This is a genomic window from Streptomyces sp. NPDC041796 (genome assembly GCF_055590785.1).
Genome location: NZ_JBVJAH010000024.1, coordinates 56,824 through 80,744, shown reverse-complemented (window position 1 = coordinate 80,744; position 23,921 = coordinate 56,824). Strand labels below are relative to the sequence as shown.

Here is a 23,921-nt window from a genome sequence, read left to right as displayed (position 1 = left end):
AGGAACCGCCATGGCCACCGCCCTGCCGGTCATCCACCGCTACGAGATCCCCGTCGACGACCAGTGGCACTACCTGAACCTGCCGCGCGGCCTCCAGCACGTCGCCTGCCGCCGCAGCGCCACCGTCGAGGTGTGGGCGTACGCCGCCAGCCCCGGTGACGCGCCGTTCCGGCGGCAGTTCCGCGTCTACGGCACCGGGCAGCCCATGCCCATCGGCACCGTCCACATCGCCACAGCCATCCGCCCGGGCGGGGACCTGGTGTGGCACCTCATCGAGAACGCCTGCACCCACATCGGCTGGCGCGGCCCCGAACACGTCGACCCGGAGCAGCCGGGGCTGTGTGCGATGTGCGGGGCGCCGCTGGATGCCGGAGAGAAAGTCTGATGGCCAAGTACGTTGCCCCGCCGGCGTACGTCCGGATCCGCCAGGTTCAGGGCGATGACCGGCTCCACATCACCGACGGTCGTACCACCAGCGGTCTGCCCATCGGCCTGAGCCTGAAGCTCGTCAGCGGCGAGTACCCGTGGCTGCTCTTCGAGCTGAACACCGCCGACGGATACGCCCCAGTGGCCAAGCTCGACACCACCACGGTGGAGGTCTCCAGCCACCGCATCTTCGCCGCCGACCTGGACGCCCTCACCTTCCCCGCCCACGCCCCCTTCGGCCACCAGCTCAGGCGGGCAGCCGACGACCTCCGCGCTTGCCTGCTGCCCGGGACCCCGCCGCCCTGCGCGCACGAAGACGTCATCGACGTCAGCTGGCTCGGCACCGACCTCGCGCAGGGCCTGTGTGCCTGGTGCGGCGCCGCGATGGTCGCCGACCTGGTCCCGGCCTACACCCGCAGCGCGTGGAGAGCGGCCTGACGGGAGACACCGAGTGCCCGCCACCGTGGAGGGTGGCGGGCACTCGGTGTCGCGATCAACTATTTCCGGACAGACCCCTGTTGCATGGCTGGAACGCGTGCAACGCTGTGATCAGCAGGGTCTCCCCTCCCACCCCCGGGAGAGACCCGCGATCGGCCCCGCCCAGGGGTGCTCCATGGGCGGGGCCGCGCCGTCCCTCCCGACCTCCCTGCGGGAGGGCAGGCGGCGTGCCCTGACTCTGTGGAGGCAAGCTATGTCGACCCAGTACAGCGTCCGATACCTGCACACGCCGGACGGCCCCGTCCGCACGATCATCCCGGACCCCGAGTGGCACCTGACCGACGACGAGTACTTCGACAGGCACCCCGAGCTCCGGGAACTCATGGAGCGGTGGGCTGCGGAGGGTCGAGAGACGGACGCCTGACCGCCAGGGAGTCAGCCGTCTCCGCGTGCTCCCTGACCTGCCTCGTCCTAGGCTGGTCGTGCACCCAGGGGGGCAGCCTGGGAGGTGCCCAATGCGACCCGTCTGGACAGGGGCCATTTCGTTCGGCTTGGTGACCATCCCCTGCCGGGCAGTGAGCGCTACCGAGGACCACAGCATCAGCTTCAAGCAGGTCCACCTCGCCGACATGGGCCGCATCCGCTACCGCAAGGTGTGCGAGCTCGACGGCAAAGAGCTGTCCCAGGACGAGATCGGCAAGGGCTACGAATGGGGCAAAGAGCAGGTCATCCCCGTCTCGGACGCAGAGCTCCGGGAGATGCCGCTGCCCACCGCGAAGGCCATCGAGGTCGTCGCGTTCGTCCCCGCCGACAGCATCGACCCCATCCGGATCTCGGACAGCTATTTCCTCGCCGCTGACGGCCAGGTAGCGGCCAAGCCCTACCGGCTCTTGCAGCAGGCCCTGGAGCGGGCCACGAAGGTCGCCATCGCCAAATATGCGTGGCACGGCCGGGAGCGCCTCGGGCTGCTCCGCGTCCAGGACGGTGCGATCGTCCTGCACTCGATGCGCTGGCCGGACGAGATCCGTGACTCCTCCGCCGTCGCCCCGCCAGCCACCGACATCGACGACTCCGAGGTCGACAGCGCCATCGCGCTCATCGACGCCATGACCACCGACGACCTCAGCGGCTTCCGCGACGAGTACCGCCAGGCGCTCGAGGATGTCATCAACGCCAAGTCCGAGGGCCGCAAGCCCGAGCAGCCCGCGGCCGAGGGGGAGCCAGCCGGGCAGGTCGTCGACCTGATGGCCGCCCTCAACGCCTCCGTCGAGCAGGCACGCGCCTCCCGCGGGGAGGACGCCACCGTCCACGAGATGCCAAAGAAGGCGCCGGCGAAGAAGACGGCCGCCAAGAAGACCACGGCGAAGAAGGCCCCGGCCCGCAAGACCCGCAAAGCCGGCTGACACCCGTGCCGCGGGTCAGCCCATGTAGTCGAGCATGCCCAGCTCGGTGTCCGGCCGGCAGATCCCGCACGCCGTGACCTGCTCGAGCAGCGCCTGCCGCGCCTCGGGCTCACCGATGGGGACGCCGTTCTTCCCGAGAGCGCACCCGGCCAGGTGCAGTTTCATGGGGGCGCGGTGCTCGTCCACGCCACGTTGCATCCGGTACCGGGTGTCAGGGCGGGCCACGGGCCGGCCGCTCGCTGCCTGCTGCCGCTCCAGCTCGTGGATCTTGCGGCGGACCCGGTCCAGGTACAGGACGGCCGCCGTCTCGATGACACGGAGACGGGGCAGATCAGGCGGCAAATCATCGGACACACGTTCGAGTCTAGAGGCAGGGGCCACCCCCGCCCACAGCAGGCACCCGCCCCAGGTCAGGACCCCGCCGCCTCCGCATGCAGCACCCGCACATTCAGCTCCCGCTCCACCTCGTACCGGTTCTGCTCAGTCGCTTCCGCGTGCGCGGTCACTGCCGCCATCAGCTCCTCAGCAGCCTCCCGCCACGGCCGCCACGCCTCCGCGTCGTACCCGCCGGCCGTCGCCGTCTCCCGCGCGGCCACGACCGCGCGCTTCAGTCTGATCAATTCGTCGGTCAGTTCGATCGCCACGCCCGCGATCCTAAGCCGCACCTCTGACAACCCCGTCTCAAGACACAAAAGCGGCCCGGCACCCCCGAAGGGATACCGGGCCGCTCCGTGGGCTGCCCCCCATGGAGATGAGGTCTCACCGTACGCCCCCCGCACCGCACCCGGGAAGGGTCAGGCGTACGGGCGCAGCACCTGATCCACCCGCGCGGCGACCGCCGCCGCGCGCCGCGGGTCACTCGCCTTCGGGGCAGCCGCCAGCGTCGACAGCAGCCGCTCCGCACCCAGCACGTACACCGGCACCGCACAGCCGGCCACCGGCACCGTCAGGTACCCTCCCGCCACCGTCGAGCCGTGCACCACCAGCAGCGGCCACACCGACCCCGCTGGCAGCCCCAGCGCCACAGCCACCCGGGTCGCGTACCGGACGACCGCCTCGACCTGCCCGTGCCGGTCCTGCACCCCGCAGCACACCCGCCCGCCGACCAGCTGGGTCGGATATGCCCGGTGCCACCGCTTGGTGTCCAGCACGACCACCGTGCCGTCCGGCGCGACGAGCACATGGTCGAGGTTCGCCCTCGAGCCGGGCAGCGCCAGGTCGTGCCGCACATGCCAGCCCCGCGCCATTAGCGCGGCCAGGGCCCGCGCGGTCTCCGCCTCCGCGGCCGCGCCCAGCTCCCACCGCGCCGCCACCGCGTCCGCCCGAGCCGCCCCGCGGCTCCACCCCAGCCACGCCAGGACCCGCCGCCATAAGCCCCGCCGCGCCCCGGCACGTAACGCAGCCGCACGCGCCGCAGCCGACCCCCCAGCAGTCACTTCGCTTCCCCCTTCGGCGCGATCACCCGCGCGATATCGGTGTCCATGTCGAGCCATACCAGAAGCGTCACCAGCGCATCCGCGTCCGGCCGCTTCCCGTCCTTCATCCGCGACAGCGTTGACGGGCTAATGCCGCATGCCAAGGCCACATCCCGCCAGGTAAGGCCACGGGCCAGACGCTGGGCGTCCAGGAGCCGGTTGAGCTCCGCCACGTCCAGCACGTATCCGCTCACCGGTCGTCCCTCCACCAACGCAGGTCCTCCGGCTCACCCGGCCCGATGTCCGGGTCGTCCGCGTGCAGGGCGGCCGACCAGCGGGCGACCGCGTCGGCGGCCGTCTCCCGCTCCGCCGTCGTCATCTGGCTGTGAGGTACCGCCAGTTCCCGTGGAGCCACACCGTGCCCCACGCCGCGTCTCCCGGCACCGTCTCTCCGGCCATGCAGGAGTCGATGACGGCCAGCGTGTCCTGGGCCTGGGCGACAGCCTGGACGCGGACCGACGACTGGATCGTCAGGTCACACAGGCGCCGTACCTCCGCGACCGCAGCATTAGCGTTCACCGCGGCGGCATGAGTCCTGGCCTCGCGGGCGCTGGACCGCTCGAGAGCAGCCCGCGTCTCATGCAGCCGCGCCTCGACCTCGGCGCGCTCGGCGTCGGTGGTGTGCGCGTGGCGCCGGGCCAGGAGGAGCTCGGCGCGCAGCTGCGCCTCTACAGATCGCTCGGTCATGTGGCTCCTTCGATGCTGTCGGTCCAGGTGTCGATGCCGCCGCCGACGAGGGCGACGCGGTGGCCGCGGTGCTTCGCAGGCCAGATGCGGCGTGTGTCGGGCGTGCCGTACGGCAGGTGGCGGGAGCCCGGGCAGTCGGGCCGGCCGTGGGTCCAGACGACGCCGCGAGGCGTGAGGGCCACGGGCCGACGGCACACGCGGCAGCGGGCGCGTGGGCGCCTCACCGGCCGGCCTGCTTGCGGTGCGCGCGGGCACGGACCCGGCGGGCGTGCCGACGGGCCCAGGACCGCTCGAGCTGGTCGGCTATCAGCAGCGACAGCACCGCCGCCGCGCACGTCGCCCAGATCGGAGGCCGGTACTCGCCCGTCACCGCGATCCAGATGGCGGCGTTCACGGTGCCGATGGTGAAGACGAAGGTGGTGTAGACGAGGAATCCGCGGTGCTTGGGGCTCATCGAGGCCTCCACGAGCGTGATGTGACAGTGAGTAGGCGCCCGCCCCCCAAGGAGGGGAGCCTTTCGTTACGCTGTGTGTCGAATCGGGGGGAGGGTGGAGGTACCGATGACGTCCTCCGCTGTGAGGAGACCCGCCGCCATCGCCAGCGCCACCGCGTGCCCGCGGTCCCGCGCGCCCAGGCGCTGCCGGAGCCGGCGCACCTGCTCCGCAACCGTGTACTCCGGGCGCCCCAACCGTGCCGCGATAAGAGCGTTCGACAGGCCGACAGCAATGCACCGGAGCACTTCCACCTCGGCAGCGGGGATCTGGCGCGGCCCCGGCGTGGGCAAGTGGTCGAGCAGGCCCTGCTGATGGGCCAGGTGCACGGCGTGCGCGTTGGTGAGGGCGCCGAGCGCAGCGCGAAGCCGGTGCATGTAGCCGCGCAGGGTCACGTCGGACACGTCCAGCTCACGCGCGATGGCCGTACAGCGCGCCCCTTCGGCGAGTCGCCGGAGGAGGTGCTGCTGTGCGTCGGTCAGGTACGGGACGGGCCCGCCACCAGTCGGCGACGGGCCCAGCGTCTTGCGTGTGGTCACCGGGCACCATCCGGGCGAGGCTCCCCCTTGGCCTCCCACGCATCGGTCGAGGCCTTCGCCTTCACGGCCAGTTCCTCGGCTTCGGTGACCCACCGCTCCAGCACGGCCGGACTCTTCGCGACCGTGCGCTCGAGCCAATCCGTGTGCTCCTCCGGGTCCGGGCCCTCCTCGAAGGGGCCCTGGAACCAGTCGGTGATCTCGGCGGCCTTATCCGGCGCCACCTCGAGCAGGGCGTGCAGGGTGCGTGCGAAGCCGGCGGCCATGGATCCAGCGGTGGCCTGCCAGCCCAGCGCGGCCGGCTGCTTCGGCTGCGGGGATACGAGGGTGCGGATGTGGAGCTCGCCGAGGTCGACGAGGAGCTGCTCCGGTGTCTGAGATGTCGTGTCGGTCATGGGGCTAGTTCTCCTTCGTGAGGGCGGGCTGACGGTTGCGGCGGGCGGGGAGACGGTCACCGGCGCGGGTGCGGAGCAGAGCGGCGAGCCGGGACGCCGACGCGCGGGCTGGCATGACAGCCGGGGTCGGCGTAGGCGTGGTGTCGGGGTGCCACAGCTCCACCCACACCCCGCCCGTACGCCACAGGCACGCGACACGACCGGGCTGGCTGTGGTCGAAGGCCGGCTGCTGGTACGGCCCCTGGTTCGTCGACAGGAGAAGGGCTCCTTCTCGAACGAACAGCAGCAGGAGGTCCTCAGCGTCCGGACTGTCGATCCGGCCCGAGATCAGCGGTGAACCGTCAGCGGCGGAGGCCTGGGTCCACTCGATGGCGGCGGGCTGGCGGTGTCGGTAGGCGAGGCGGGTCTTCCAGGCCTGGGTGGCTTGGTTACGGGCGGCGATGGTGTCGGGCATGGGCGTCTCTCAGGTCGGGGCACGAGGCGGAGTGGTCAGAGCAGATGTCGCGGCGGCCGGGGACGGTCAGCGGTACCAGTGGCCGTGCTCGTTGCGGTGCCGGACGTACAGGTCGAACGTGGCCGTGGAGTTCGGCTTGGGGCAGGAGACGAGCGCCCCGAACTCGCACGTCGACTGAACGACGCCGGGGATGGTGGCCTGGTCGGTCCACTGGACGACGATCTGGTCGCCGGCCCGGAGCTGGACGGTCACCGCGTCACCGGCGTGGAGGTCCTGGTAGTGCTCGGTGGGCGTCTCGAGCTGGCGGCGTAGCTCGTCGCATGAGGCGCAGCACGCCTGCCGGGTGGTGTCCATGGCTTGCCCCTCAGTCGGCGGGGCTGGTGACGGTCACGTCATCGCGGGTGCGGGACAAGACCCGGCCGTATTCGCATTTCGGGTCGTCGAAGCCGCCTCCGGGCCCCTCGAGCGTCAGCGTCTTGGGATTGGCCCTCTTGACCCGGTACAAGTCCGTGGAGACCCGGTGGGTGCGGATGGTGACGATGTCACCGGGACGGAAGTCGGAGCGCTGCCACGGCCTGCTACGTGACGCTGCGGTGGCGGCAAGGCCAGCTTCGATACGGAGCCGGTTTGCCTTTTCCTGTGCCCGTTCTGCTTCCTTGCGCGCCTCTATGGCGCGGCGCGTGGCGTTGTCGGCGCGGGCGCGGTCGCGTACGGCGGACCGGTAGGAGTGATGGCCGACGAGGAGGGGCTGCCCGCCAGCGAACCGGCCGTACATCCCGTTCGCGTGCTCCGACATGCGATCGGCCCGTTCACGAAGCTCGTCCGCTCGCTTCTGCGCGGCTTCGGCCTCTGTCTGCTTGCGCTGGGCTACGGCCTGCTGGTCGTCCATGCCGGCTCTCCGTGGTGTCCGTGTGGTGGGCCGCCCGCCCGGGCTGCGAAACCGTGGTTCTGGGCGGGCGGCCCGATCAGGGGTGGGGGGAGAGGAGACACGCACCTGCGGTGGGGGTGGTGCGTGTCCCCTCCCTGGTGCCGTCCCGGGCGCCGGGAGGGGGGCCGGGCGGGCGGGACGGCGGCGGGTCTCCGCGAAGGGGGGCGGGGAGACCCGGGCTTGGGTCAGAGCCAGTAGTGGGCGCTGGCGTCGTCGGGTTCGCTCTGCTGGCTGTCGCAGTTGGTGTCGTGGCCGCCGCAGTCGTTGCAGCAGGCTCCGCAGTCGCAGTTCGGCATTTCGGGTTCTCCGCTCGTGCGTTGTCGGCTCTACGAGCGTACCCATATTGCATGGCTTACGCAATGCGTTATGCCGGTTCGGGGCACACAAAAGGGCCCGGCCCCACCCGGGACCGGGCCCCACACCACACACCCTGCTCCTCAGAAAGGCGGCTCATCCGAATGACCACCGCCGGCCTGCTGCGTCCCCGGCGTCGACGACACCCACGGATCCTGCACCGACTCCGCAGACTGCGCCTTCTTCGCCTGCTCATACTGCGCCCGCCCGCCACCCGACACCTTCGTCACCGCCGCCGTCGCGTTCCGCAGACTCGGACCCACCTCCTCCACGTCCAGCTCGAACACCGTGCGCTTCACCCCCTCACGGTCCTCGTACGACCGCTGCTTCAACCGCCCCTGCACGATGACCCGCATCCCCTTCGCCAGCGACTCAGCCACGTGCTCCGCCGCCTGCCGCCACACCGAACACGACAGGAACAGGCTCTCCCCGTCCTCCCACGCGTTCGTCTGCTTGTTGAACGTCCGCGGGGTAGACGCCACCCGGAACTTCGCCACCGCCACGCCCTGCGGGGTGAACCGCAGCTCCGGCTCGTCCACCAGATTGCCGACCACGGTGATCACGGTCTCGCCGCTCATGCCGCCACTTCCTTCGTCTCGTCGTTCGGGGTGAACGCGGCCTGCCCGCGCCCCCACACCTCACGCGTCGCCTTGCCCGGCTTGTTGACCCGCTTCGGGCGGATCGGGCCGCCCGCGTCCGGGTGGCTCGTACCAGACAGCAGACTGCTGATGACCTTGCGGGACACGCCGTACTGCAAGCCCAGCTCAAGATCCGTCACCCCGCCAGCGGCGTACTGCTCCCGGATCTGCACGACCTGAGCGTCGGTCAACAGCGCCGTGCCCTTGCCCGGGCGCTCCGGGATCGGGAACGCCTCACCCGACTCGGCGAACCGCTTACGCATCCGGCTGACGAACGTCGCCGTCGAGTTGTCCTTCAGCCCGTGCATCGCGTCGAACTCCAGGTAGGTCATGCCGCGCCGGACCCCCGCCGCGATCGCCACCAGGCGCTCCCGGCGCCTGACCCGGATCCGCTTCCCGGCCAGGTACTGCTGCACAGCGACCTCGTCGACGTAGGTGTCGTCGTCCTCCAGCTCCGGCTCGGGGGCAAGGTCCCGCAGCGTGGCGTGCTGCTGCCACGCCGGGGGCACGATGGTCCGGCCGTGCTCGTCGAAGTCGACCCACCCCAGGGCCCGGCTCATCGGCTGGTCCGGGTCGACCAGCGCGGCCAGCATGACCAGCAGCGCCTCCTTCTGTGTCGCGTTCAGCCGGGCGAGGGCCTGGTGGATGTCCCGCGGCCCGCCGTCGCCGTGCACGAGGGCCACCAGGTTCGCGGCCGTGGGCAGCAGGTCTTCCACCATGTCGCCCCGCTCCTCCGCCGTCATGAGGCTCATGCCGCAGCCTCCTCGTTCTCCGCGCCGGCCTGGGCCTGCTTCAGCTTCAGCGCGTCGAACAGGGCGTTCCTGCCGACGCCGAGGCGCTTCGCGATGGCCTGGGCCGGCACGCCGTCGCGGCGCAGCTGCTCCACCTCCGGCCAGCGGACCAGGACCTTGTCGATCGCCGGACGGGGCCGCGCCGGCGCGACCTGCACCTCACCGGCCAGGATCGCCGCGACCCGGTACACGGTCTGCGTGTTCGTCCGCAGCTTCCGCGCCATCTCCGACGCCGGCAGGCCCTGCTTGGCCAGCTCCTCGTACTCGGCACGCCGGTACTGCGCGATCAACGCCGCCGCGCTCAGCGCCCCGGCCCTGTACTTCCGGGAGTGCCGCCGGTGCAGCGCCCGTCGCTCGTCCTCCGACAGCCCGCCGAGGACGCCGTCGTCCTGCTGGGTGTCCAGCGCCCAGTTCAGGCACTCCCGCCGGACGGGGCAGCGTCCGCACACGGCCTTCGCCTTCTCGGTCTGCGCCTGGGCCTCGTTGCCGTTGCCGACCGGGAAGAACAGGTCGAAGTCCTCGGCGCTGCGGCACTCGCCCCGGAGGCGCCAGTCCGCGCCCGGGTCAGTCTCAGGCTGCCGACGAGTCGGTGTCGTGGTGGCCCGAGGGCCGGTCCACGTGATGCTGACGAGCGGTGTGGCACCGAAGGGGCGGGTACGGCGGATCTCCTGGGACGGCGCGTTGAGGCTCATGCGAGGGCTCCGGTGAGGGTCGCGGGCCAGGTGGCCTTGGTGATGGCGGCACGGTGGGCCTGGGGCATGGGGGTGATGGGGTGGCCGAGGGCGTCGCGGCCGGCGGCCATGAGGACGACGGCGTCGGCGGCGTTGTCGTCGCCGCCGGTGGGCCAGTCGGGCCAGCGGCGGGCTACGGCGTCGACGATCAGGTTCTTCGTGGCGGCGCCCTTGCCGGTGGCGTAGAGCATGCGCTGGTTGGTCGACATGAGGCCGATGGGGATCTCGCGGGCGGCGAGGTAGTTGTAAATCTCCCACCAGAGCCAGCCGCGTTCGTGGGCGCCTCCGCCGGCGCGGGAGAGGGCGGGGAGTTCGAGGACGGCGAGGTCCGGCTGCCCGATGTGGAGGATGATGTCGCGTCGGACTTCCTCCATGACGGCGAGGCGCTCGGTGTGGGGGAGCTTGGTGAGCGGGCGCTTCTTGTCGGTCCAGCCGACGACGTGGCACCAGCCGTTGCTGGACGCGATGCCGGTGGCGGTGAGGCTGGTGTCAAGGCCGATGACGGTAGGGAGCGTGGTCACGGGGCGGGCTCCGGAAGGTAGGTGTGGGTGGTCTGGTAGTCCCAGCCGCAGCGGGTCTGGAAGTCGACGTGCGCTCCGCGGTCGGCGTTGGTCTGGGCGATGCGGCGGGCGCGGGCGAGGTCGCTGGTGCGGAACGTGCGGGTGGCTCCGTTTGGCAGGGTGATGATCAGCCGGTACCTGTCGGCGGGGGCGGGGCTGTTGCCGCTGCGGTTGCGCTTGGTGTTGCCGCGGCTGCGGGAGGCGTTCCGGTAGCTGGGCATCAGCGGTGGGTCCTTTCCTGAGCGGGGGCAGGGAGGCCGAGCTGGTGGGCGAGAGCGGTCCGGGTGGCGTGGTCGTAGGCCGGGTTGTGGATCCAGGCGGCGACGAGGGCGAGGAGTGCGCGGTACCGGGAGAGTTCGTTCTCGGCGGTGCGAAGGGCGGCGGCCAGGGCCAGCGGGTCAGCCACTGGGCGCCCCGTCCCGCAGTCGCCGCACGGCGGTGAGGAACGCCTGGGTCTGGGCGGGGGCGATGCGGATGGCCTCGGCGAGGGCGGCGTCCCGGGTGTAGCGGTAGATGTCGGATCGGGCGAGGACGGTGCGGTGCTGCCAGGCGGTGCCGGTCCAGGCGTGTCCTTCGTCGTCGAGGACGGCCCAACCGTCGGCGTGGCCGTCGGTGCGGCGGGTGACGCGGAGGTCGACGTTGTGGCCGTAGGGGTGGCCGGGGCAGGGGATGCGGAACTCAGCGGCGAGTTCGAGGGTGGCGGCGAGCTGCGCGATGTAGTCGTGGTCAGTCACGGCTGGCCGCCGGATTGGGCTTGTGGGCGGTGCACTCCCAGTCGGCGCGGATGTTCTCGCGGTAGTGCTGCATGGTGATGAGCTCCATGTAGCGCCCGGCGCGGTCGTCCTTGTCGCGTTCGCGCTTGGTGCGGCTGAGGTGCTGGTGGGCCTGCTCAGCGGTGGCGTAGACGGTGCCGCGGTTCGGTACGGCCACGAGGGCGGCGATGATGCAGCCGCACTTCTCACGCTGGAGCCAGCCGCACGCGTCCAGGGGGACCGACTTGTCGTTGATGACGACCATCAGCTTGGTGTTCACGTCTGGGGGTGCTCCTTCGGCTGGTCGTTGTCGGCGGCGGCCCGGAGTTCGGCGACGTCGAGTTCCTGGGTGCGTTCGGTGTCGTGGCGGAAGGCCTGGGCGAGGTTCCGGACGGCGGCCGGTTCGGGGGCGGGCGGGGCCTGTACGCCGCGGTGGAGGGCTTCGGCGGCGCAGGTGGGGGCGTGGGTGCTGGTGCAGTCGGCGGCAGCGAGGCGGGCGGTGTGGAGGGTGGCCTGGTCGGTGACGGTGGCAATGTGGTGGGCGCCGTTGGGGCAGGGCGTCCAGGCGGTGAAGGAGTAGGTGTGGCCGCCGGCGTGGACGAGGAGGGTGTCGCCGAGGTGGGTGCTGGCGCCGGTGGCGGTGGTGGCGTGCCAGGCGCGGGTGGGTATGGGGAGGCGGCACCAGGCGGCGGCGAGCGCGGCGTGGCCTTCGGCGAGTTCGGCGGGGGTGGCGGGGCCTACGGCGCGGGTGCGGCGGGTGGGGAGGGGGTGACGGAGGTCGACGACCGTGAGGTGGTTCTGAGGGCGGCCGGTCTTGGGCTTGGGGGTGCGGTTGCGGCGGGCGCGGGTTTTGGTGCTCACGGCGGTTCTCCGTCCGGAGGGTCCTGGGGGTCGGGGGTGGTGCGGGTGCCGAGGCCGTGCTGGGAGGCCCAGATCATGGCGGCGGCGATGACGCCGATAGCGGTGGCGATGTACTCCGGTCCGGTCACGCTGCCTCGTCCGTCGGCTCCTGCTGGGGGGTGTGGAGGCTGCGGATGGCGTCGGCCCAGATGCCGTCCTCGCCGACGTAGCGGGCGTAGACCGCTGTGCCGTCGTCGACCATCTCGGTGCGGGCCTCGAAGGCGCCTGGCGGGGCGTAGACGCCGCCCAGTCCGCCGCTGCGAATGTGTGAAGCGACGGAGGCGGCGCCGTAGCTGGCGCGGTAGGTGTGGACGTGCTGCCACTGGTTGGGGTGGGCGCGCATTTCGCTGGCGCGGGAATGGTGGTCGGCGGCGGGGCGCTTGGAGTAGCGGGGCATCAGTCGGCGTCCGTCCAGGGTCCGTAGCGGACGGTGCGCTGTACCCGGACCGCGCCCTGCTGGAGCAGGCGTTCGCGGTCGTGCGGGAAGGTGTATGTGGTGAGCCAGACGTCGCCGTTCGGCATTCGCATGCCGTGCTCGACCCGGTCGGGTTGGCTGGTCGGCTGCTGTGCGGCGGCGTCTTGCAGAACCTCCTTCCGGATCGCTTCGTACAGACGGTCCGTGCGTTCGTCGGTGCTGTTCGGCGCCGTCCACGAGTCGGCGAGGAGATGGACGTACCTGCGGAGTTGGTCGCGTGCAGTGGCCATAGAGGGCTCCGGGGTCAGGCGGCGTGCCGCTGGTGGGGGACGTGGGCGAGGACCGAGGGGTGGGTGCCGGCGACGCGGAGGATGCGGCCGATGACCTCCGACTCGGTGGGCGGGCGGGTCTCGCCGAGGGCGGGGGTGGCGGCCCAGTGGGAGACGTGCTCGATGTAGTCCGGGACGTCGACGCCGGGGGCGATCGTGGTGACGCACGGGTCGGTGTCGAGGGCGGCGGACAGTTCCCGCAGGGCGCGCATGGTGAGGGCGCTGCACTGGATGAGGCGGATGGCCGCGGTCTCGTCGGTGTAGAACTCCGGCGGTACGGGGCCGCCTTCGGCGACGAGGTAGTAGGCGGCGCAGATGTCGAGCCGGGGCCGGGGTCCGGGGGCGGCGAACTGGGGGCCGGTGTGCAGGCCGCGGCAGCGGATGTGGATGGCGACCTTTTCGTGGATGCGCTTGGTGGTGGGCATGGCGGTCTCCCGGTTCGGCGTACGGGGTGGTGCGGTGGAGGTGGTCTTTCACCCGGCCCCGGGGAGCGGCCAGCGCCTTGGTGGTGCGCGCGGTGGCTCGACCCGGGGCCGGGGGGCTTTGGGGGGCTAGTGCTCGTGGTCGACGGGGTGGGCGTCGGCGCAGTCGGGGCACTGCAGGAGCGGCAGGCTGTAGCCGGTGTTGTCGCCGGCGTGGTGGAGGCCGGGGAGGGAGGTGTCGAGGATGACGGGGCACCAGCAGGGGCAGGCGCAGCGGACGATCTCGATGGACTGGCCGTCGTGGCTGGTGGTGATCCCGGCGAGCTGGGCGGCGGCGGCCATGAGGGTGTTGTAGGTGCCCGCGTCGATGGTGCTGTCGGCCTGTGCCCAGATGGCGTCGAGGGTGGTCTGCTGCTGGGGGGTGAGGTGGGTGTAGTTGGCGGTGCCCTGGTTTTGGGTGTGCGACATCACGGCAGTGGCCATGGGGACCTCACAGGTGGGATTGCTCCAACCCTTCGGCTGTGTGCCGGGGTTGGTTCGGCCCTGCCAGCATGACACATAACGCATGGCGTGCGCAATGCATTATGACGTCCGGGTATGAGAAAGCCCCCACCCGGTCGGGGGCAGGGGCTGTGGAACTACGCAGACGAGGGGGGTCGCGGCCGGCGCTTCAGAGGCCGTCCCGTTTCAGGACCAGGTCCCGGTGCAGTACCAGGACGTCCGTGAAGCTCGCATAGTCGGCGCGGTTGATCCGTACGGTCTTCAGGCCGTAATGCTTCTTCCATCTCCTCAGGGTGGTGAGCGAGACGGGGTGGCCCGTCTCCGCGAGGAGTTCGTGTATGACGTGCAGGGGGTGCAGGTCGCTGGCTACCGGCTGTGGGGCGGGTGTGAGGGTCTCGATGGCCACGCGGGCTCCCAGATCGACGGTCGCAGTTCGCAGCTGACGGCGGCCGATACGGGTGTTGAGGGTGATGTAGTTGTGTGTGGTGATAGCTAGACCGGCGAGGGGCCGGTCAGGTTGCACGGAATCGGCGGGTTTCCTGGCGCCGGATGTGGTCCTCGGCGATCTGGCTGAGCGTCCAGGTGTTCGTCAGCCCTTTGGGGCTGATGCAGCGCTGGTTGACGCAGACCGCTTTGCGGGTGGCGCGGTCCCAGAACAGGCCGACGCAGCCGCACGCGCGGCAGGGATGGGTGCGGACGACTTTGGTGTCGCCGGCCTGGATGGCGTGCTCGAGGCCCTGACGGTAGATGACCGTCTCCCGTACGCGCTGCAGTTCCGGCTCTAGGTGATCGGTGTGTTCGCGCGCCCAGTCGTAGATGCCGGTCCGGTCGGCGGGGATCGGACCGGCGTCGGGTACGTGCGCGCGGGTATGGGCGACGACCTCGTTGACGGATGCGGCCATGTGGTCGATCACGTCGAGGACTACGGGGGTGACCGCGGTGGCGGTGGGGGCGGAGCGCTCGGCGCGGCCGCTCCGCCGCGGGGTGACGAACTCGTCTTGCAGGAGGCGCAGTCGGGCTGCTGGTGTGTCGGTGTCCTCGCCCATGGGTGTCCCCGTTCCCTCAGGCCGGCCGATGGGGCGCGGTGCGTAACGGGGCGTGAGGACTCCGGGGCGCGCGCCGGTGGCCGGAGGCTGTCACTCCGGGTTCATTCCGGACGCCCCAGTGTGGCACGAACTAGTCACCTGTTGAACAGATAGTCGCAAGTGATCAACGATGCGTGGGGACTGTTGCCGTTCCGCAATAATCTACGGAGCGTCAGCAATCGGCATATGCCACGTCACACGGCTTCCGGAACAGCCCTCATGTCACCGATGATCTGAGACAGCAACTCCTGCTGCTCCGGCTCGAGGTGCCCCGTCGCCGCGGCGCTGCGCAGCATCAGCATGACCGCCTCGAGCGTCGTGTCGTAGGCCTGCGCCGTGTCGGCGTCGGCGAGGCTCAGACGGCGCGAGAGGAAAATCGCCTGGACGGTTTCAGCGAGGCGGTGGAGGGGACCACAGTCCTCGACGGGTGCGGGAGGCTCCGTACGGCGGACACCCGCACGGCTCCGGGCGCTGGGATGCTGCGCCAGGTGAATGACGGACCCGATCGGCCCGTGGGCAGGCTCGGGGAACGTGGGCTCTGCTGCGGACATGGGGCGTCTCCGCTCCTCCGGCAGAAGGGAAGGGCTTGCGGCACACGCTGGTCCGGCGTGCGCCCTTTCGGCGCCGGCTGCCAGTCCAGCACCGTGGGATGCCCACTGTGACAGCAATTCGGACTGATGGGTAAGGCCAGGCTGATTTTTTGATCCCGCCGTGACCCTAGGAGCATGGTCCCGGCCACCGGTTTCGACTGTTACGCCGGGTACGGAAAAGCCCCCGGCGGTTTCGGGGGCGGAGTGGCGACAACGCGCCCAGTGCCCGCGGGGGCCTCGAGGCCTCACGGGCATGCCCGTCAGATGACGGCAGTCTAGCCCTGGAACTCGCCACACGGGAGAGCCCTGGCAGGAACCGTTCTGCGTGGCGTACGTGCGCAGGGGGCCGGGCTGCGAACCCCCCACGGGAGGGCCCGGCACCCCTGGCCGGCGAGCCGAAGCCCGGCGGCCACGACCATATCCCCCGCACCGGCCAGGCCAGTCCTGACGTCACCCGAAGGGCTGACGAAGAAACCCCGGCACACGGGGCGAAGACGACCGAATCTCAACTGCCTTCCTCCGGTTTCCAGTTGTCCCAGCCTCGCGACCCGCGCCTCGCGCGTCTCTTGCATCCCGGTGATCGACTGGTAATTTGCTCGCCATGACCGACCTGAGAAGCGAAGAAGAGCGCGAAAAGTTGCTCGTGAACCTGACGGCTGAGCTGCGGCGCGATCTGCGGATCCGGGCCGCCGAGCATGGCCTCAACATGCAGGACGCTGCCGCCAAGGCGCTGAATCTCTGGTACGACAGCCCCACCCCGCCCGAGGTAGAGACCAAGGGCGCAAAGTCGTGGGGGGTGTTCCTCCCCACCGGAGGGCCGGCCAGGTTCACCGCCGAGTGCGAAAGCCGCGGCATCACCAAGGTGCAGGGCATGGCCCAGGCCATCACCCTCTGGCTCGAGCGGCACCCCTCTCCGGACCAGCGCCTCGTCGCCCAGCCGGTCAAACGCATCCTCGTCGGCAACCAGAAAGGCGGCGTCGGTAAGACGTTCGTCGCATCCGGCCTCGCTCAAGCCATGGCCGAAGCCGGCCAACGGGTCCTTCTCGTGGACTACGACCCCCAGGCACACCTCACCAGCCGGCTCCAAATCCCGGGCCTCCCCGAGGGAGGGGAAAGCCTCCTGAAGCACATGCTCGGCGAAGGCGCCAAGCACCTCGCCCGATCCCTCGTAGCGCTCCCCCACGAACGCTTCGGAGGCCGCCTGCACGTCCTTCCCGCCACCCGGGACGCCTTCCTCATGGACGCCAAGCTCGCGCTGCTCCAGGTCGGCCGCGACACCTGCCTCGCCCGCGCCCTCGCCCCGCTCGAGGGGAGCTACGACGTCATCATCCTCGACGGCCCGCCGAACCTCGGGCTGGCCATAGACCTCGCCATCAACTACGTCCAGCGTCGCCCCGGCGAGCTCATCGACCACTCCGGCGTCCTCATCCCCGTGTGGTCCGACCGCGCTTCCTTCGAGGCGTACGGCATGCTCAACGACCAGATCATCGCCCACTCCCGCCTGACAGGCGCCACCGTGGACCAGCTGGGGTTCGTCGTCAACGCCTACGACGCCCGCAAGGGAGTCGTCACCCGTGGCTTTTATGACGGGTGGAACGAGCTCACCACCCCCGGCGTGCTCGCCACCCTCAAGGACGCCATCGAAGGCCGCGAGGCATCCGACTTCCAAATCCCGCTGCTCGAGCACGCCCCTGACTCCGGCCAAGCCAACGTGATGCGAGCCCTGGCGAAGGAGCTGTCGGCGTGAGCAGGAAGCAGGCCGCCCCGATCCCCGTCATCGGTGGAGGCGCGAGCCAGGGGGACTCCCGCGTAGAAGAGATGCGCGCCTGGGAAGAGGAGCAGAAGCGCCGCCGCGCGGCACAGGAGCAGGCGAATCCACCCGCCCCGGCGCTGCCGGCCCCAGCAGCACCCGCCGTCGTGGCCCCCGCCCCGGTTGCGGTGACGCGCGAGGAGACACCCGGGTACTTGCCGATCCCGGAGTTCACCGAGCCGGCCAGCACCGACCCGGCCGCCCGGCTAGAGCACTACAGCCGAGGCATCGTCGCCACTCAGTACGCCGCCCGCATAAACCATGAGCGGGCCGAACAGCAGCGGCTCATCGGCCTGGGACTTCGGCTGCGGGCCATCAAGGAGGAAGAGCTCCACAAGGCTGCCGGCTTCGACACCTTCGGCGCCCTGGTCTACGACCGCTTCGGGTTCAAAAAGCACCAGGCGAACAACATCATTCGTGTCCTGCCCGTGGCTCAGGTACTCGAGGACATGACCACTCAGGAGCTGAAGGAACGCCCCCTGCGCATCCTGGTGCCCGTCCTGGAGACCCACGGGTCGGACGCCGTGCGCGAGGTGTGGATCGAAGCGCGCCGACGCGGCAACGTGACGGACAAGACGCTCGAGGAGGCCGCGAACTTCCTGGGGTACTCCCCGCCGAAGGATGCGACACCGGTACTGGAAGCTCCACCGAAGCCGGAAGTCAAGTCTCTTGCCAAGCTCGATGACGAGCCGGCGGCTTCGGCCGTCCTCACCCAGCTACGCAAAATCGCCGAGCTGGACCCGGCCCGGGCCAGACGTGAGGCGACCATGCTGCGCAGCGGCGTCGACCAGCTCCTCGCATCCCTGGGCGAGCATCAGTCCCCGTAGGCGACCGCTCCGCGGACAAGGTGGTGACCATTGGTCACCACCTTTTGGTCTTTCTGACGACAAGGTGGTGACCATTGGTCACCACCAGCCCAGGCAGGCCAGCCCCTCCTGCTGGGAGCCCGGCAAGCCGCCGACGATAGCCAGGCGCCGCATCTGAATGGCCGCCATGAGCTCGCGCTGACCACGTATCCAGCCGTCGAGCCAGGCGCGTTCGTCGACGGCCTCGAGTTCGTGCCAGGTGTCGGGGTGCTGCTGGGGCATGGCCTGCTCCCTTGCGTCGGGGTCGGTGATTTCGACAACACGCTGCCGCAGTGCGCGACTGGGCATTGCCCCGGTTCGCTCAGGCGGCGAGGCGGAGGACGGGGATGCCGACCGCTTCGGCTCGGCGGATGCAGTCGGCGGTACCACGGGAGTTCCCACGGTGTGCAGCAACGACAAGCTCGGGCTGCAGGTCGACCATGAGCTGGTTGCGACGGTGCCCGGCGAGCGGGCAGTAGTCGGTTCCGTCACGGCGCTGGCGACGGTGCCCGGGTCGGCAGTCCGGCGCGCATGGGCCCGTCCAGTCAGCGGGTTTCGGATCCTGGGGGGCGCAGTTGGCGTACGCCCATTCGTCCCCCATGGCATCAGCGCCTTCCGGGCAAGCGCCGTGGGTGAGCAGGATGGTGGTGTAGCCGTTCTGGGTGGCGTCGTGCCACACGTCCATCAGAGTCGTCTCGAGCCGGACCCTGTCCGTCCAGGTGCGGGATCCGGTGAGGAGGATGCGCGCGGGACGCCACAGGCCGTTCATGAGGCCTCGAAGACGCGCTGGACTTTGCGGTGGTGGCCGCCGCTGTGCTTGTAGGCGAGGGCTGCGGCGACGGCGGCCTCGAGAGTGCCGGGCTGCGGGCCGGCTGCAGCGGCCGCGCGTTCCTGGGCTGCGACCGCGTCGGGGAACGCGTCCTCGGGCTCCCGGTTGGCGGGGTCGGCAAGCCACCGGTCCCCGGCCTCGGCCGCGGCGCGGATCCGGTCGTCGAGGAGCTGGTCGCGGGCGGGCTTGTGCTCGAGCGCGAGGGCCAGGACGCGCCGGTAGCCGGGGGAGGCCGACTCACGCGTACGGACCGGCGCCGGGGGCTCGGCTTGCGTCGGCGGTGTCGGGGCGTCGGGCTGGGCACCGGTGCCGAGGTTGCCGACCGCGATCTTCAACTTCCGGATGGGGCTGGCACCGCTGCCCTGGGTGAGCTGCTTGTTGAGGTAGTCGATCAGCATGCTGCCGAGGTAGCGGAGGTTGGCTGCGACCGTCGGGGAGTCGGTGACCAGGCGCAGCGTGCCGGTCTCCGGATCGAAGCCGGCCGGGCGGAGCTTGTCGGCGTACTCGGTGGGGCAGAGCGCGGCCCACCGGTCGGTGATGCTGCCTCCTTTGAGCGCGGCGCCCCAGCCCTGCTCGGCGTTGAGGGTGCCGACGACCGCGCCGAAGGCGACCGGGTCGCGGCCGGTACTGCGGTCACGGCGCGCGGTGCGGGTACGGACGGCGGGCTTGCCAGCGGGGTGCGTGCTGCGGGTGGCCTTGTAGGCGGCGAGGACCTGGCGCGCGAGGTCGCGGCCGGACTGCGGCTGGTCAGACAAGGCGGGCCTCCCGGTCCTTGGTGCGGGCGTCCATGCGGACGGCGTAGGTGACGAGGTCCTCGCCGTACAGGTCGAGGGCGTCGTCGGGGTCGTCGGCGTAGTGGTCGGCGACCTCGGGCCAGTTGCTCCAGTCGCGGCGGGCGAGGTACCGGTCGTGGTCGGTGCGCGGCTCGGGCGCGGGCTCGTCGGCGGCGAGGCCGAAGAGGCGGGCGAGGGAGTCGACGTCGTCCTCGTTGGCGGTGGTCCACGTCTGGGCGGCGAGGAGGGCCTCGGTGGCCGCCTGGGACTCGAGCTGGGCGGCGTCCTTGGCGAGGGTGGCGCGCAGGAAGTTCGCGGGTTGCTTGGGGCGCCAGCCCAGGCACATGCCGGCGAGCTCGTCGGCGATCTGCATGGCGTCCAGGCCGCGGTCGATGAGCGGCCGTAGCGCGTACGCGAGGCGCCGCAGGCCCTCGGCCTGGGTCCAGTTCACCAGGGGCCGGACCTGCCGGGCGATGCGGATGTCCTGGGCGACCTGCATGGGGCTACGGCGCCCGGCCGGCCCCCGGCTGTTGCTGCTGCTGTTGGTCTTCTGGCGGGGGATGGATGCGGTTTGACGACCCGTTCGCGGGGTGTGGTTACTACCACCCATCATCTGCACCTGACCCTCTTCTTCAACCCAGGTACGGGAAGGGGGCGCACAGCCGTCGGAGCCGGAGTTGTCCACAGGCGGGTTATCCACAGGAGCCTGGGCCTGGCCACGCTGGTCGACGACGATGCGGGCGGTGTACCCGGCGCCGACGATCCGGTGGCCCATGGCGTTGTCGTAGACGGCCGGGATGACCGCCGCGTACACCGTCGCCGTCCCCGCGTACCCCTTCATGCCCAGGGCGCGGCGGATGTTGGCCCGGGTGCCGTGCTGCACCCACGCCAGCGCGCCGAGCTCGCGGAGCATGGCGACGTGCCGCTTGATGGTGGACCGGTCGATCCCGAGCCGGGCGACCATCTCGTCGAGGCAGTAGCGGGCGTGCCCGGTGTCGTAGTCCATGCGCCCGGCGAGGTCCTCGGCGACCCGGAGGGTGGTCTGGCCCGCCTTTGGGTGGAGGCCGGCGGCGATGAGCCAGGCGACGGCGCGGAGCCAGCGGCGCGGCCCGGTGCGCCGGGAGGCGGTGTGGGCGACCTCCTGGGCGGCACCGCGGACCGGCTGGAACCCGGTTTCGTGGCACTCGATGCCGTCGACCGAGGGGGAAATAGGTGACGAAACGCCCGTAGAGGCGTGCTCAAGCTGACAAGCAGGCGTGCGGTGCTGCACTATGTACCCGTCCTTCTTCTGGAAGAGGGCATGCAAAAGCCCCGCTTCGGTGGGTGCTGGTTCTGGGGAGAACCTGTAAGTCGCTCGAACGCTCGGGCCCGGTCGCCAAACCGGATTCGAAGTTCGGGCCTTAGCTCGGTCGCCAAACCGAGCCGTAGGAAGTGGCCGCGCACGGTGCGCCAACACCAGCGGCCGGCGGTAGAGGGTGAGCCCCCGCCAAGGGGCCCAGGGACCTCCCGCCCGATAAGGGCTACGTCACTTGATCTCCATCAGTCGGTGGGGTCTGTGCCGGTGCGGTCGTCACGACGGTGTAGGTCGTCGTCTCTGCGACAACGCGCATCGGAATCTCGGGGAAACGGGCCTTCAACTGCGCCATGCGCTGGCCAGCTTCGTTCCAGTCCTTCGGCCCGGACATGCATGTCCAGCCGTTGTTCTCCCAGCCCTCCACGCAGTACGTCTCGGTGGTTCGGTGCTGGACCCAACCCGGGCATGTTGTGGGATCGGCCGCGAACTGCGCGTCATCACAGAACTCGCAGCGGTCGCCGGGGCGGTGCTGGGTGGGGTCGACGAGGCCGGAGGCCGAGGACTGCTCGGCCGCGCCGCTCATCGTGTCGTGCAGGTAGTGGCGGCGGGGCCCGTGCTCGACGGCGGCGGTGTGATGTTCACGCCGGAGTCTCGGGTCCCACTGTCTGAGCGCCCGGGTGGGCGGGTACTCTGCTCCATGTCGTCGCCTTTGCTATGAGAGGTGGCGGACGGCCGTAGAAGTCTTTGGGGACTGTCTGCGGCACCGGCCTCGTGTCGATCCCCGGTGCCAGCCGGGGGGAGCGAGGCCGTTCTGCTTTTCTGCTTGCGCCTCGTACCTGAGTGGTCGTCTGGCGCAAGGCGCAGCCTACCGGTTGACCTCGCCACTTGTCCCCCTCCTGGTCAACTCGTGTCGAATGTCGGCTTGTCATCAGATGTGCTGCTCATCGGACAGGCGTACGGACCTGCGGTTCTGTCCAATAAAAATCCACACTAAATAACTCGACCGTGCAGCCCGGTCCTGTCTCAACTACGAAGCCTCCAGCTGCAGAAGAGAAATAGGCGACTTGAGGGCGGGTGGTTCGAGGCCGATGACGGTGGCGTGGTGGTGGTCGTCGCGGCTGGTGTCGGCCCGGGTGGCGGTGCGGCGGCGGTGGGCGCGGCCTTTGCGGGCGGCGGTGGCGCAGTCGGGGTGTCGGCAGGAGTCGTTGTTGTAGTGGCTTTCGTCGTGGGGCTTGGCGTCGGCGCGGGCCTTCTTCCCGGCGGCGCGGGCGTCGGCGAGGCGGGTGGCGAACTGGGCGTCGGTGCGGGCGAGGCGGGTGGGGACGTTGACGCTGATGCCGACGTGGCGGGCGGCTTCGCCGAGGCGCATGCCGGTGGTGATGGCGGTGAGGTAGCGGGTCTGCAGGGTGGTGTCGAAGACGGCGGGCCGGCCCCGACCGCGTCCGCCGCTGCTGGGGGTGGTGGTCATGGGCGTCCCCCGTCGCGTGCGGTGTCGAGCTCGCTGTCGGCCGGATGCTCCCCCGGGTCCGGGTCCGGGGTAGGGCTGGGTGGGAGGGTGTTGGCGGAGCGGGCGGCGAGGCGGGCCATGCCGGTGTACCCGGCTTCGGCGAGCGCGTCGTGGAAACGCTTCAGGGCTTCCCGGGTGAAGCGGGGGTGCTCGACGAAGCCGCGGGCCCGGTATCCGACGGCCAGCCCCACGCCGAAGATGGCCTCCACCGCGTCGTCCGGGAGGTCGGGCCATAGCTGGGTGGGGAGCTTGGCGGGCTGGCCGACGGAGTCGAGGGTGCCGGCGGCGATGAGGCCGGCGAGGAACTGGCCGTGGTCCTCGCAGCGTTCGGTGATGGCCTGGTCGACGGCCGGTACGGAAGGCGCCGAGGGCGGCGGGGTGGTGGTCATGCGGCGGGCTCCAGGACGGTTGCGGGCAGTGGCAGGGACATGGGGCGGGGGGTGACGATCCGCAGGTGCCGCGGGCCGGGGATGTGACGGCGCCGCCCGCCCGCGGCGGGCCGGTGGCTGATCCGGCCGGGCCCGGCGCCGGTGCGGGCGCGGCGGGGGCGGGGGCGGCGGGTGAAGACGGCGTAGGGGATGTGGGGGGTGATGCGGCGCTGGCGGGCGCCGTCGGTGGTGGGGGCGGCGATGGTGGGCCACAGCCCGTCCCACACGATCCGCACCCCCGCCGGCAACACGTCGTGGGCGAGGGCGGCCTCCAGGAGCTGGTCGCGGGTCGCGGTCTCTTTGTCGAGGCCGAGGAGGGAGCAGAGGGAGGCGCGGTGCCAGTTGGCGGTGCGGACGTCCATGCGGGCGCGGGCGGCGACCCGGTCCTCGTACACCTCGGCGGCCAGCGCCGTGAGGAGGGCCTGCTTCTGGGCGGTGCGGGCCTCGGCGAGGGAGCGTTCGGTGACGGTGCTGCTGGCGGTGCGGCGGGCGATCAGCGCGCGGTGCCGGTCCAGGGACCGCTGCCCGCCCCAGATCCCTTCCGGCTCCGCCAGCCGGACCGTCTCCGTACCGTCCGCGTCGGCGACCGTGGTCTCCGTGTTCGCGTACGTGCGGCAGGCGGCGAGGACGGGGCAGCGGCCGCAGATGGTGATGGCGGCCTTCTCCCGCGCCAGGCGGGCCTTTTGCGGTTCGGGGCCGTCGCCGGTGTACGGCAGCCACGCGTCCAGCGCGACGTCGGGGTCGCCGGCCGCTTGGGTGGGAGCGTCGGGGTCGGGGGCGCAGCCGCGGTAGCGGTAGTGGGGGTGGTCGGTCAGGGCCCGCTGGGCGAGCGTGGCGAGGCTGGTCATGGGGTGCCCCCTTCCGTGCGGCGGTGGGTGGTGTGGCGGGTGTACGCGGCGTCGACGATGTCCTCGGCGGCCGTCAGCGCCTCCTGGGCGCGGGCCACAGCGGCGGCGTGGGCGGTGAGGGTGTCGAGGTCCCGCTGCCGGGCCCCGTCGGTGAGGCGGGCGGCGGCGAGTTCGCGGCCCAGCGCGGTGCGCGCGGCGGCCGCGCGGCGGGCGTATATGGCGGCGGCCGCCGTGGTGAGCACCAGGGCGGCCGCGAGGATCCAGATGTGCATGGTGCTCACCTCCC

Annotated in this window: 44 protein-coding genes and 1 pseudogene; 6 read left to right on the top strand and 39 right to left on the bottom strand. The window is 71.0% G+C overall.

From position 1 onward, the window contains the following. The first annotated feature begins 10 nt into the window (after nucleotides 1–10). From ACZ6C1_RS33510 to ku, 4 genes are all read left to right on the top strand, one after another. On the top strand, nucleotides 11–385 hold the full coding sequence (locus ACZ6C1_RS33510) for a DUF7352 domain-containing protein (protein WP_469246242.1): 375 nt from the start codon (nucleotides 11–13) through the stop codon (nucleotides 383–385). After that, nucleotides 385–864 carry a hypothetical protein gene (locus ACZ6C1_RS33505; RefSeq protein ID WP_469246241.1) on the top strand — a complete coding sequence of 160 codons (480 nt, stop codon included), beginning with the start codon at nucleotides 385–387 and terminating at the stop codon, nucleotides 862–864. Before ACZ6C1_RS33510 ends, ACZ6C1_RS33505 begins: the two co-directional genes overlap by 1 nt. 253 nt (nucleotides 865–1,117) lie before the next feature. Beyond that, nucleotides 1,118–1,288 carry a hypothetical protein gene (locus ACZ6C1_RS33500; RefSeq protein ID WP_469246240.1) on the top strand — a complete coding sequence of 57 codons (171 nt, stop codon included), beginning with the start codon at nucleotides 1,118–1,120 and terminating at the stop codon, nucleotides 1,286–1,288. 91 nt (nucleotides 1,289–1,379) lie between these two features. After that, nucleotides 1,380–2,267 (top strand): non-homologous end joining protein Ku, encoded by an 888-nt coding sequence (gene ku / locus ACZ6C1_RS33495; protein WP_469246239.1) that lies wholly within the window; start codon nucleotides 1,380–1,382, stop codon nucleotides 2,265–2,267. A 15-nt stretch (nucleotides 2,268–2,282) separates the two neighbouring features. On the opposite strand, the gene ACZ6C1_RS33490 is transcribed toward ku, so the two are convergent. The 30 genes and pseudogenes from ACZ6C1_RS33490 to ACZ6C1_RS33345 form a co-directional block, all read right to left on the bottom strand. Further along, a complete protein-coding gene (locus tag ACZ6C1_RS33490) occupies nucleotides 2,283–2,621 on the bottom strand; it encodes a DUF6233 domain-containing protein (RefSeq protein WP_469246238.1) in 339 nt (112 codons plus the stop codon). A gap of 56 nt (nucleotides 2,622–2,677) precedes the next feature. Continuing rightward, a complete protein-coding gene (locus tag ACZ6C1_RS33485) occupies nucleotides 2,678–2,911 on the bottom strand; it encodes a hypothetical protein (RefSeq protein ID WP_469246237.1) in 234 nt (77 codons plus the stop codon). 150 nt (nucleotides 2,912–3,061) lie between these two features. Further along, nucleotides 3,062–3,580 carry a nuclease-related domain-containing protein gene (locus tag ACZ6C1_RS33480; protein ID WP_469246236.1) on the bottom strand — a complete coding sequence of 173 codons (519 nt, stop codon included), beginning with the start codon at nucleotides 3,578–3,580 and terminating at the stop codon, nucleotides 3,062–3,064. A gap of 119 nt (nucleotides 3,581–3,699) precedes the next feature. After that, the gene (locus tag ACZ6C1_RS33475) at nucleotides 3,700–3,936 is read right to left on the bottom strand and encodes a helix-turn-helix domain-containing protein (RefSeq protein WP_469246235.1); all 237 of its coding nucleotides are present in this window, start codon (nucleotides 3,934–3,936) and stop codon (nucleotides 3,700–3,702) included. Further along, nucleotides 3,933–4,061: a hypothetical protein gene (locus ACZ6C1_RS33470; protein ID WP_469246234.1), complete on the bottom strand. Its 129-nt coding sequence runs from the start codon at nucleotides 4,059–4,061 to the stop codon at nucleotides 3,933–3,935. The genes ACZ6C1_RS33475 and ACZ6C1_RS33470 overlap by 4 nt, the downstream gene beginning before the upstream one ends. Further along, nucleotides 4,058–4,429, bottom strand: coding sequence for a hypothetical protein (locus ACZ6C1_RS33465; protein WP_469246233.1), 372 nt, complete (start codon nucleotides 4,427–4,429; stop codon nucleotides 4,058–4,060). The genes ACZ6C1_RS33470 and ACZ6C1_RS33465 overlap by 4 nt, the downstream gene beginning before the upstream one ends. Further along, nucleotides 4,426–4,611, bottom strand: coding sequence for a hypothetical protein (locus tag ACZ6C1_RS33460; protein ID WP_469246232.1), 186 nt, complete (start codon nucleotides 4,609–4,611; stop codon nucleotides 4,426–4,428). The genes ACZ6C1_RS33465 and ACZ6C1_RS33460 overlap by 4 nt, the downstream gene beginning before the upstream one ends. Before the next feature lie 38 nt (nucleotides 4,612–4,649). After that, nucleotides 4,650–4,883 carry a hypothetical protein gene (locus tag ACZ6C1_RS33455; RefSeq protein ID WP_469246231.1) on the bottom strand — a complete coding sequence of 78 codons (234 nt, stop codon included), beginning with the start codon at nucleotides 4,881–4,883 and terminating at the stop codon, nucleotides 4,650–4,652. 66 nt (nucleotides 4,884–4,949) lie between these two features. Beyond that, entirely contained in the window at nucleotides 4,950–5,459 is a 510-nt protein-coding gene (locus ACZ6C1_RS33450; protein WP_469246230.1) for a helix-turn-helix transcriptional regulator, read from the bottom strand. Further along, nucleotides 5,456–5,851, bottom strand: coding sequence for a hypothetical protein (locus ACZ6C1_RS33445; protein WP_469246229.1), 396 nt, complete (start codon nucleotides 5,849–5,851; stop codon nucleotides 5,456–5,458). The genes ACZ6C1_RS33450 and ACZ6C1_RS33445 overlap by 4 nt, the downstream gene beginning before the upstream one ends. Nucleotides 5,852–5,855: 4 nt before the next feature. Continuing rightward, on the bottom strand, nucleotides 5,856–6,305 hold the full coding sequence (locus ACZ6C1_RS33440; RefSeq protein ID WP_469246228.1) for a hypothetical protein: 450 nt from the start codon (nucleotides 6,303–6,305) through the stop codon (nucleotides 5,856–5,858). A gap of 66 nt (nucleotides 6,306–6,371) precedes the next feature. After that, entirely contained in the window at nucleotides 6,372–6,659 is a 288-nt protein-coding gene (locus tag ACZ6C1_RS33435) for a hypothetical protein (RefSeq protein WP_469246227.1), read from the bottom strand. Nucleotides 6,660–6,669: 10 nt separating this feature from the next. Continuing rightward, on the bottom strand, nucleotides 6,670–7,194 hold the full coding sequence (locus ACZ6C1_RS33430; protein ID WP_469246226.1) for a DUF3560 domain-containing protein: 525 nt from the start codon (nucleotides 7,192–7,194) through the stop codon (nucleotides 6,670–6,672). Nucleotides 7,195–7,670: 476 nt separating this feature from the next. Continuing rightward, nucleotides 7,671–8,165: a single-stranded DNA-binding protein gene (locus ACZ6C1_RS33425; protein ID WP_469246225.1), complete on the bottom strand. Its 495-nt coding sequence runs from the start codon at nucleotides 8,163–8,165 to the stop codon at nucleotides 7,671–7,673. Next, nucleotides 8,162–8,977 (bottom strand): hypothetical protein, encoded by an 816-nt coding sequence (locus ACZ6C1_RS33420; RefSeq protein ID WP_469246223.1) that lies wholly within the window; start codon nucleotides 8,975–8,977, stop codon nucleotides 8,162–8,164. The genes ACZ6C1_RS33425 and ACZ6C1_RS33420 overlap by 4 nt, the downstream gene beginning before the upstream one ends. Before the next feature lie 362 nt (nucleotides 8,978–9,339). Continuing rightward, nucleotides 9,340–9,570 (bottom strand): annotated as a pseudogene (locus tag ACZ6C1_RS33415) (WhiB family transcriptional regulator); the annotation flags it as partial. A gap of 134 nt (nucleotides 9,571–9,704) precedes the next feature. After that, nucleotides 9,705–10,268, bottom strand: a complete 564-nt coding sequence (locus ACZ6C1_RS33410) for a hypothetical protein (RefSeq protein ID WP_469246222.1) — start codon at nucleotides 10,266–10,268, stop codon at nucleotides 9,705–9,707. Next, nucleotides 10,265–10,528, bottom strand: coding sequence for a hypothetical protein (locus ACZ6C1_RS33405; protein ID WP_469246221.1), 264 nt, complete (start codon nucleotides 10,526–10,528; stop codon nucleotides 10,265–10,267). Before ACZ6C1_RS33405 ends, ACZ6C1_RS33410 begins: the two co-directional genes overlap by 4 nt. Then, a complete protein-coding gene (locus tag ACZ6C1_RS33400) occupies nucleotides 10,528–10,713 on the bottom strand; it encodes a hypothetical protein (RefSeq protein WP_469246220.1) in 186 nt (61 codons plus the stop codon). The genes ACZ6C1_RS33405 and ACZ6C1_RS33400 overlap by 1 nt, the downstream gene beginning before the upstream one ends. Next, nucleotides 10,706–11,041 (bottom strand): hypothetical protein, encoded by a 336-nt coding sequence (locus ACZ6C1_RS33395; RefSeq protein WP_469246219.1) that lies wholly within the window; start codon nucleotides 11,039–11,041, stop codon nucleotides 10,706–10,708. The genes ACZ6C1_RS33400 and ACZ6C1_RS33395 overlap by 8 nt, the downstream gene beginning before the upstream one ends. Continuing rightward, entirely contained in the window at nucleotides 11,034–11,339 is a 306-nt protein-coding gene (locus tag ACZ6C1_RS33390; RefSeq protein WP_469246218.1) for a hypothetical protein, read from the bottom strand. The genes ACZ6C1_RS33395 and ACZ6C1_RS33390 overlap by 8 nt, the downstream gene beginning before the upstream one ends. Continuing rightward, nucleotides 11,336–11,920: a hypothetical protein gene (locus ACZ6C1_RS33385; protein ID WP_469246217.1), complete on the bottom strand. Its 585-nt coding sequence runs from the start codon at nucleotides 11,918–11,920 to the stop codon at nucleotides 11,336–11,338. The genes ACZ6C1_RS33390 and ACZ6C1_RS33385 overlap by 4 nt, the downstream gene beginning before the upstream one ends. Continuing rightward, on the bottom strand, nucleotides 11,917–12,048 hold the full coding sequence (locus ACZ6C1_RS33380) for a hypothetical protein (protein WP_469246216.1): 132 nt from the start codon (nucleotides 12,046–12,048) through the stop codon (nucleotides 11,917–11,919). The genes ACZ6C1_RS33385 and ACZ6C1_RS33380 overlap by 4 nt, the downstream gene beginning before the upstream one ends. After that, the gene (locus tag ACZ6C1_RS33375; RefSeq protein ID WP_469246215.1) at nucleotides 12,045–12,356 is read right to left on the bottom strand and encodes a hypothetical protein; all 312 of its coding nucleotides are present in this window, start codon (nucleotides 12,354–12,356) and stop codon (nucleotides 12,045–12,047) included. Before ACZ6C1_RS33375 ends, ACZ6C1_RS33380 begins: the two co-directional genes overlap by 4 nt. Then, complete coding sequence (locus tag ACZ6C1_RS33370; RefSeq protein WP_469246214.1) at nucleotides 12,356–12,664, bottom strand: hypothetical protein; 309 nt, start codon at nucleotides 12,662–12,664, stop codon at nucleotides 12,356–12,358. Before ACZ6C1_RS33370 ends, ACZ6C1_RS33375 begins: the two co-directional genes overlap by 1 nt. 14 nt (nucleotides 12,665–12,678) lie before the next feature. Next, on the bottom strand, nucleotides 12,679–13,128 hold the full coding sequence (locus ACZ6C1_RS33365; RefSeq protein ID WP_469246213.1) for a hypothetical protein: 450 nt from the start codon (nucleotides 13,126–13,128) through the stop codon (nucleotides 12,679–12,681). Nucleotides 13,129–13,254: 126 nt separating this feature from the next. Then, nucleotides 13,255–13,593, bottom strand: coding sequence for a hypothetical protein (locus tag ACZ6C1_RS33360; protein WP_469246212.1), 339 nt, complete (start codon nucleotides 13,591–13,593; stop codon nucleotides 13,255–13,257). 202 nt (nucleotides 13,594–13,795) lie between these two features. Further along, on the bottom strand, nucleotides 13,796–14,149 hold the full coding sequence (locus ACZ6C1_RS33355; protein WP_469246211.1) for a hypothetical protein: 354 nt from the start codon (nucleotides 14,147–14,149) through the stop codon (nucleotides 13,796–13,798). Beyond that, complete coding sequence (locus ACZ6C1_RS33350; RefSeq protein WP_469246210.1) at nucleotides 14,139–14,672, bottom strand: hypothetical protein; 534 nt, start codon at nucleotides 14,670–14,672, stop codon at nucleotides 14,139–14,141. The genes ACZ6C1_RS33355 and ACZ6C1_RS33350 overlap by 11 nt, the downstream gene beginning before the upstream one ends. A 233-nt stretch (nucleotides 14,673–14,905) precedes the next feature. Then, the gene (locus ACZ6C1_RS33345) at nucleotides 14,906–15,262 is read right to left on the bottom strand and encodes a hypothetical protein (RefSeq protein WP_469246209.1); all 357 of its coding nucleotides are present in this window, start codon (nucleotides 15,260–15,262) and stop codon (nucleotides 14,906–14,908) included. 640 nt (nucleotides 15,263–15,902) lie between these two features. On the opposite strand from ACZ6C1_RS33345, the gene ACZ6C1_RS33340 reads away from it, so the two are divergent. Beyond that, the gene (locus tag ACZ6C1_RS33340) at nucleotides 15,903–17,048 is read left to right on the top strand and encodes a ParA family protein (RefSeq protein WP_469246208.1); all 1,146 of its coding nucleotides are present in this window, start codon (nucleotides 15,903–15,905) and stop codon (nucleotides 17,046–17,048) included. Continuing rightward, nucleotides 17,045–17,938 carry a hypothetical protein gene (locus tag ACZ6C1_RS33335; protein WP_469246207.1) on the top strand — a complete coding sequence of 298 codons (894 nt, stop codon included), beginning with the start codon at nucleotides 17,045–17,047 and terminating at the stop codon, nucleotides 17,936–17,938. Before ACZ6C1_RS33340 ends, ACZ6C1_RS33335 begins: the two co-directional genes overlap by 4 nt. A gap of 78 nt (nucleotides 17,939–18,016) precedes the next feature. Here ACZ6C1_RS33335 and ACZ6C1_RS33330 read toward each other — a convergent pair whose 3' ends face one another. The 9 genes from ACZ6C1_RS33330 to ACZ6C1_RS33290 form a co-directional block, all read right to left on the bottom strand. Continuing rightward, on the bottom strand, nucleotides 18,017–18,199 hold the full coding sequence (locus tag ACZ6C1_RS33330) for a hypothetical protein (protein WP_469246206.1): 183 nt from the start codon (nucleotides 18,197–18,199) through the stop codon (nucleotides 18,017–18,019). 79 nt (nucleotides 18,200–18,278) lie between these two features. Then, nucleotides 18,279–18,725, bottom strand: a complete 447-nt coding sequence (locus ACZ6C1_RS33325; protein WP_469246205.1) for an SLOG family protein — start codon at nucleotides 18,723–18,725, stop codon at nucleotides 18,279–18,281. Next, a complete protein-coding gene (locus tag ACZ6C1_RS33320) occupies nucleotides 18,722–19,540 on the bottom strand; it encodes a DciA family protein (RefSeq protein WP_469246204.1) in 819 nt (272 codons plus the stop codon). The genes ACZ6C1_RS33325 and ACZ6C1_RS33320 overlap by 4 nt, the downstream gene beginning before the upstream one ends. Next, nucleotides 19,533–20,828: a cell wall protein gene (locus ACZ6C1_RS33315; RefSeq protein ID WP_469246203.1), complete on the bottom strand. Its 1,296-nt coding sequence runs from the start codon at nucleotides 20,826–20,828 to the stop codon at nucleotides 19,533–19,535. Before ACZ6C1_RS33315 ends, ACZ6C1_RS33320 begins: the two co-directional genes overlap by 8 nt. Before the next feature lie 250 nt (nucleotides 20,829–21,078). Beyond that, entirely contained in the window at nucleotides 21,079–21,435 is a 357-nt protein-coding gene (locus tag ACZ6C1_RS33310; RefSeq protein ID WP_469246202.1) for a hypothetical protein, read from the bottom strand. Between the two features lie 444 nt (nucleotides 21,436–21,879). Beyond that, nucleotides 21,880–22,320, bottom strand: coding sequence for a hypothetical protein (locus tag ACZ6C1_RS33305; RefSeq protein WP_469246201.1), 441 nt, complete (start codon nucleotides 22,318–22,320; stop codon nucleotides 21,880–21,882). Continuing rightward, complete coding sequence (locus ACZ6C1_RS33300) at nucleotides 22,317–22,748, bottom strand: hypothetical protein (RefSeq protein WP_469246200.1); 432 nt, start codon at nucleotides 22,746–22,748, stop codon at nucleotides 22,317–22,319. The genes ACZ6C1_RS33305 and ACZ6C1_RS33300 overlap by 4 nt, the downstream gene beginning before the upstream one ends. Next, nucleotides 22,745–23,635 (bottom strand): WhiB family transcriptional regulator, encoded by an 891-nt coding sequence (locus tag ACZ6C1_RS33295; RefSeq protein ID WP_469246199.1) that lies wholly within the window; start codon nucleotides 23,633–23,635, stop codon nucleotides 22,745–22,747. Before ACZ6C1_RS33295 ends, ACZ6C1_RS33300 begins: the two co-directional genes overlap by 4 nt. Beyond that, nucleotides 23,632–23,907: a hypothetical protein gene (locus ACZ6C1_RS33290; protein WP_469246198.1), complete on the bottom strand. Its 276-nt coding sequence runs from the start codon at nucleotides 23,905–23,907 to the stop codon at nucleotides 23,632–23,634. Before ACZ6C1_RS33290 ends, ACZ6C1_RS33295 begins: the two co-directional genes overlap by 4 nt. Nucleotides 23,908–23,921 lie beyond the last annotated feature (14 nt).